Genomic DNA, 5,297 nt, shown 5'->3' on the forward strand with positions numbered 1-5,297 from the left:
CGCACAAGCGCGAGCCGGGCCGCGAACGGCAATGCTTGGTCTCGCTTCGCTCGAAAGTCGTGGTTGCGGTGCGCTGGGCGCGATGGTGTCGAGCCCGCTATCAGGTTGCTCGCCTTTGTTGTGGCCGGTTCACGGCTCAGCCCGACTGCTCGCAAGCTCAATCGTCACCTACATGGCGTCCACACTCACGCGACCCGGGCCGTGAACGGAGCAAGCTTCGGCCCCGCTTCGTTTGCCGTACTCCCGACCGCTCTCTGCACCGGTCGACTGCCCTGCGAGAACGGCCGATGGCCGCCCACAGCGGGGCGGCCATCGGTCGATGATTGCGCGGGTGGTTCCGACGAACTCAGACGCGGACGATCAGCGCGTCGCCCTGACCGCCGCCGCCGCAGAGCGCGGCCGCGCCGACGCCGCCGCCGCGGCGCTTCAGCTCGAGCACCAGGTGCAGCAGGATGCGGGCGCCGGACATGCCGAGGGGGTGGCCGATGGCGATGGCGCCGCCGTTGACGTTCACCTTCTCCGGATCGATGCCCAGCTTGCGCGTGGAGGCGATGCCGACGGCGGCGAACGCCTCGTTGATCTCCACCAGGTCCAGGTCGGCGGGCGAGATGCCCTCACGCGCGCAGGCTTTGGCGATCGCGTTGGCGGGCTGGTCCTGCAAGGTCGAGTCCGGACCCGCGACCACACCGGCCGCGCCGATCTCGGCGATCCAGCTCAGACCCAGCGCCTGCGCTTTCTCCTTGCTCATCACCACGACCGCCGCGGCGCCGTCGGAGATCTGCGACGCGGTGCCCGCGGTGATCGTGCCGTCCTTACGGAACGCCGGACGCAGTTTGGCCAGCGACTCCACCGTGGTGTCGGCGCGGATGCCCTCGTCCGTGGTCACCAGCACCGGATCACCCTTGCGCTGCGGCACCGCGACGGGGACCACCTCGTCGTCGAACACGCCGTTCTTCCACGCCGCCGCCGCACGCTGGTGCGAAGCCGCCGCGAACGCGTCCTGATCCTCCCGGCTGATCCGGTCGGCCTCGTTACGCGACTCGGTGAGCGCGCCCATCGCCTGATCGGTGAAGATGTCGTGCAGACCGTCGTAGGCCATGTGATCGCGCAGGGTCACGTCGCCGTACTTGAAGCCCTCCCTGCTCTTCTCCAGCAGGTGCGGCGCCTGGCTCATGGACTCCTGACCACCCGCGACGACGATCTCGTACTCGCCGGCCCGGATCAGCTGGTCGGCCAGCGCGATCGCGTTGATGCCCGACAGGCAGACCTTGTTCAGCGTCAGCGCGGGCACGTCCATCGGGATACCGGCGGCCGCCGCGGCCTGCCGGGCCGGGATCTGCCCCGCGCCCGCGGTCAGCACCTGACCCATGATCACGTAATCGACCTGGTCGGGCGCGACACCGCCCTTCTCCAGCGCCGCCTTGATCGCGAACCCGCCCAGATCGGAACCGCTGAAGTCCTTCAGACCTCCGAGCAGCCTGCCGACCGGGGTACGCGCACCGGAGACGATCACGGAAGTGGTCACGACGAGCCTCGCATTCGTAGATCGGACCTGCTCGCGCCCACACCGGGCAATGCGAGAGCAGGTGTTCCTACTCAACGGTAGCGGGTGCGTCCCGCGCACCCCGTGCCAGGTCGCGCTACTTTCGAATGGTGAGCAACGTTATCGAACAGTCGTCTTTCATCCCCGCGGACTACGTCACCGCGGTCGACCACGTCGGCATCGCGGTGCCGGACCTGGACGCCGCGGTCGCCTGGTATGCGGAGAACCTGGGCATGATCGAGACCCACCGCGAGGTCAACGAGGCCCAGGGCGTGCACGAGGCGATGCTGTCGCTGCCCGGCGCACCCGACCGCGCCACTGCCCTGCAGTTGCTGGCCCCCCTCGACGCCGAATCGACGATCGCGAAGTTCATCGACCGTAGCGGGCCCGGCTTGCAGCAACTGGCCTACCGGGTGACCGACATCGAGGCCGTCTCGGCGTACCTGCGCGCCAAGGGTCTGCGTTTGCTGTACGAGGCCCCGCGGCACGGAACGGCCGATTCCCGCATCAATTTCATCCACCCGAAGGATGCTGGAGGTGTGCTGATCGAGTTGGTCGAACCGAACGCGAATGTTACGCACTAGTATCGGCGTCAGGTCGGGAAAACTCGTTGGAATGACATTCGCAGTCGAGTCACCATCGGCTGTCTTCAGGCTGTAGTTTGTGTGCCATGTCGTCACCCGAGTCCGATCGCAATCGCTTCGTTGCACTGCCCTTCACCGTTGTGCGCAAGGGTTATGCGCAAGACGAGGTGCGTAATTACTTCGACCGCTTCGACGCGGAACTGAGAGTCACCGCCACCGACCGCGATGCGGCTGCGGCCCAAGCACGTAACCTCGCGAGCCAGCTGGAAGACGCGCGCGACGAGATCGACGAACTCCGCAAGGAGGTCGACCGACTCTCGGTGCCGCCGACCACCGCGGAAGGCATGTCCGACCGTATTTCCCGCATGCTCCGGCTCGCCTCCGACGAGGCGTCCGAGGTTCGTGCTCTGGCGCAGGCCGAGGCCGCCGAAATGGTGTCGATCGCCGAGCAGCAGGCCACCGAGATGCGTGGCAAGTACGAGTCGCTGCTCGCCGAGACCAAGGAGAAGCGCGAGGCGCTCGAAATCGAATTCGAGCAGACCCTCGCGAACGCGCGCACCGAGTCCGCCAAGATCATCGAGGCCGCCCAGGCCGAAGCCGACCGCATCGCGAAGGAAGCCGACGCGAAGCGCAAGGCCACCCAGCAGGACTTCGAGGCCACCATGGCCGAGCGTCGCACCAAGCTCACCCGCGCCATGGAGGAGCTGGAAGCCACCAGCCGCGCCGAGGCCGCCCAGCGGATCAAGGACGCGACCGACGAGGCCAACCGCCTCATCACCTCCGCCACCCAGACCTCCGAGCGCAAGATCGCGCACGCGAAGGAACTGGCCGAGGAGATGCGCGTGCTGCGCGGCCGCGTGCTCGCCCAGCTGCTCGGTATCCGCGGTCAGCTCGACTCGGTGCCCGCGATGCTCGCCGCGGTCAACCGGGAGAGCGAATTGCTGGACGGCGTCCCGGATCAGCGCAAGTCGATCGGCGGCAACACCAAGTCGGTCACCGGCTCCCGGCAGAAGGCGATCCCCGAGGTCGCCACCGAGGACGACGAGATCGACGCGGACGAGCGCGAGAGCGCCGACATCAGCAACTGACGTCGGGCCACGGCGACTGCGGCAAACCGAAACCAATTCATCGAAGGCCGCCCCACTCCGGGGCGGCCTTCCTTAATTCCGGGGCCATCTGTGCCCTCGAGGCGTCAGGACCAGCGCCGGGTGATCCGCCGAGTACGTCGCCCGTTCCAGCATCCACGATGCCAATGCCGCCGGTCTTCTTCTCCGCCGTAAGCGGGCCACGCGACGACGTGCGCGACGCCGGGCGGAATCTCGTGATCACAGCCGGGACAGCGATAGGTCTTAATCGCGCGGGCCCCCGGAATGGTGCGGACCATATACGTCTCGTCGCCGTCGGGACCCGATTCGGTTCGCCCGAAGACATCGCCGATCGACGTGCCGCCCGACCGCGAGTGATCAGCATGGCGATCCGAACGCGGTTTCCGGCGGGGCATGCGACAAGCCTATTACTCGCCCGTGCCTGCCCCGCAGGCCCCCGAGTTCAGAACAAGCGGAATTCGTTGCTCTCCGTGCCACGCAGGGCCTCGTAATCGAGTGTGAGACAGCGGATGCCGCGGTCCTCCGCCAACGTGCGCGCCTGCGGCTTGATCTGCTGCGCGGCGAAGACGCCCGCCACCGGAGCCAGCAAGGGGTCCCGGTTCAGCAGCTCGAGGTAGCGGGTGAGCTGTTCGACGCCGTCGATCTCACCGCGCCGTTTGATCTCCACCGCGACGGTGCCGCCGTCGGCGTCCCGGCACAGTAGGTCCACCGGGCCGATCGCGGTCATGTACTCGCGACGGATGAGGGTGTAGCCCGCGCCGAGCGTGTGCACGTGCTCGGCCAGCAGCTCTTGCAGATGGGCTTCCACACCGTCTTTCACCAAGCCCGGGTCGACGCCCAGTTCGTGTGAGGAGTCGTGCTCGATGTCCTCGATGGTGATGCGGAGTTCTTCGCCGGCCTTGTTGGCAACGACCCACAGCGCCTTGGCCCCATCCGGAAGTTGCGCGTCGCCGTTGCGTTCCTCCAGCCAGCACGGCGGGCTCATCCAGTTCAGCGGCTTGTACGAGCCGCCGTCGGAGTGCACGAGCACCGAGCCGTCCGCTTTCATCAGCAGTAGCCTGCGGGCCATCGGAAGATGGGCGGTGAGTCGCCCCACGTAGTCGACCTGACAGCGAGCAATCACTAGGCGCACCCAAGCACTGTAGGCGAACGCCTGCGCCCGCCCGTCGTCAGCCCATGAGCAGAATCGCCGCGAGCACCACGCTCACGGCGAGCAAGGCGCTTTCGACGCGGGTGAGCCGCCGCCGAGTGGTCGTCCTGGCCCAGATCATGCAGAAGCCGACCACGGTGCCGATAAGCAACGCCACCAAGTGACCGACCTGGGTGAAGGTCTGCTCGATGAGCACACCCTCGACCGCGACGATGGACCACAGCGTCGACCACGCGGCGCGCCAGCGGTACGGCAGGGCGGCCACCAGCGCGCCGATGAGCGCCATGGCGCCGTAGCTGACACCGACGTCCTCGGCCCAGCGGATGCTCGCGGGCACCCATCCGGCCTCCACACCCACCCACAGGCCCGCCGCGACGAACAGCGTGGCGCCGATATGGCCGGCCAGGAAGACACGCACCAACCGCAGCGCGCCGAAGCGCAGCTCAGCGAGCGCGAGCAGACACGCGAGCAGCGGGATGATCACCCACGACCCGACGACGTCGCCGATCACGAACGCGCTCGCCAGCAACGTTCCGATCCGGCCTTCCAACAGGTTCTGGAGGTTCGTGCTCGCGTGCAGCACCATGCGGGTCTGCGCGGAGTCGCTCAGGACGGAGAAGACCGCCGAGACGGCGATCAGCCCCAGCAAGTACACCGCTGTCGCGGGCAGCCTCGGCCGCCACCAGCGCGGTCGCGCCGTCGGGGCGGATTCGGGCGGCGCCGGCTGGTCCGGCGTCGTCGCGACGAGCATGCATACCTCCGTTTGTTCGCGCGGGACGGCGATCCTCTCGCACCATCCATCATCGCCGTCCGCACGCTACGTACGCTTGTAGTTCCCTGCGAAATTGCTATGAAACGTTCTCAGCCGAGAAACGACGAAAGGCCCTCGACGTGGTCGAGGGCCTTTCGTGAAA

At 67.5% G+C, this 5,297-nt stretch carries 6 protein-coding genes; 2 read left to right on the forward strand and 4 right to left on the reverse strand.

The genetic code is table 11. The features are described from left to right. Nucleotides 1-346: 346 nt before the first annotated feature. Nucleotides 347-1,525: an acetyl-CoA C-acetyltransferase gene (locus NB3_RS15665; RefSeq protein WP_067803154.1), complete on the reverse strand. Its 1,179-nt coding sequence runs from the start codon at nt 1,523-1,525 to the stop codon at nt 347-349. Nucleotides 1,526-1,653: 128 nt separating this feature from the next. Here NB3_RS15665 and mce point away from each other — a divergent pair, with 128 nt between their 5' ends. Both mce and NB3_RS15675 read left to right on the forward strand, forming a co-directional pair. Beyond that, on the forward strand, nt 1,654-2,127 hold the full coding sequence (mce, locus tag NB3_RS15670; RefSeq protein ID WP_324190695.1) for a methylmalonyl-CoA epimerase: 474 nt from the start codon (nt 1,654-1,656) through the stop codon (nt 2,125-2,127). Between the two features lie 86 nt (nt 2,128-2,213). Continuing rightward, a complete protein-coding gene (locus tag NB3_RS15675; protein WP_067803160.1) occupies nt 2,214-3,215 on the forward strand; it encodes a coiled-coil domain-containing protein in 1,002 nt (333 codons plus the stop codon). A 104-nt stretch (nt 3,216-3,319) separates the two neighbouring features. Here NB3_RS15675 and NB3_RS36190 read toward each other — a convergent pair whose 3' ends face one another. Genes NB3_RS36190 through NB3_RS15685 form a run of 3 tightly spaced genes read right to left on the reverse strand, consistent with a single transcriptional unit; the run spans nt 3,320 to nt 5,134 of the window. After that, nucleotides 3,320-3,628 carry an Rv1322 family protein gene (locus NB3_RS36190; RefSeq protein WP_084486274.1) on the reverse strand — a complete coding sequence of 103 codons (309 nt, stop codon included), beginning with the start codon at nt 3,626-3,628 and terminating at the stop codon, nt 3,320-3,322. Nucleotides 3,629-3,675: 47 nt separating this feature from the next. Continuing rightward, the gene (gene nucS / locus NB3_RS15680) at nt 3,676-4,365 is read right to left on the reverse strand and encodes an endonuclease NucS (RefSeq protein WP_067803166.1); all 690 of its coding nucleotides are present in this window, start codon (nt 4,363-4,365) and stop codon (nt 3,676-3,678) included. A 37-nt stretch (nt 4,366-4,402) separates the two neighbouring features. Further along, nucleotides 4,403-5,134, reverse strand: coding sequence for a rhomboid-like protein (locus NB3_RS15685; RefSeq protein WP_067803169.1), 732 nt, complete (start codon nt 5,132-5,134; stop codon nt 4,403-4,405). Between the last annotated feature and the right edge of the window lie 163 nt (nt 5,135-5,297).

The sequence above is a fragment of the Nocardia beijingensis NBRC 16342 genome, assembly GCF_001612785.1.
Lineage (GTDB): Bacteria > Actinomycetota > Actinomycetes > Mycobacteriales > Mycobacteriaceae > Nocardia > Nocardia beijingensis.

What these genes read in the sequence shown, in the direction of transcription:
- NB3_RS15675 (WP_067803160.1), top strand. Translation starts at nt 2,214, where the DNA reads ATGTCGTCACCCGAGTCCGATCGCAATCGCTTCGTTGCACTGCCCTTC.
- NB3_RS36190 (WP_084486274.1), bottom strand. Translation starts at nt 3,628, where the DNA reads ATGCCCCGCCGGAAACCGCGTTCGGATCGCCATGCTGATCACTCGCGG.
- NB3_RS15685 (WP_067803169.1), bottom strand. Translation starts at nt 5,134, where the DNA reads ATGCTCGTCGCGACGACGCCGGACCAGCCGGCGCCGCCCGAATCCGCC.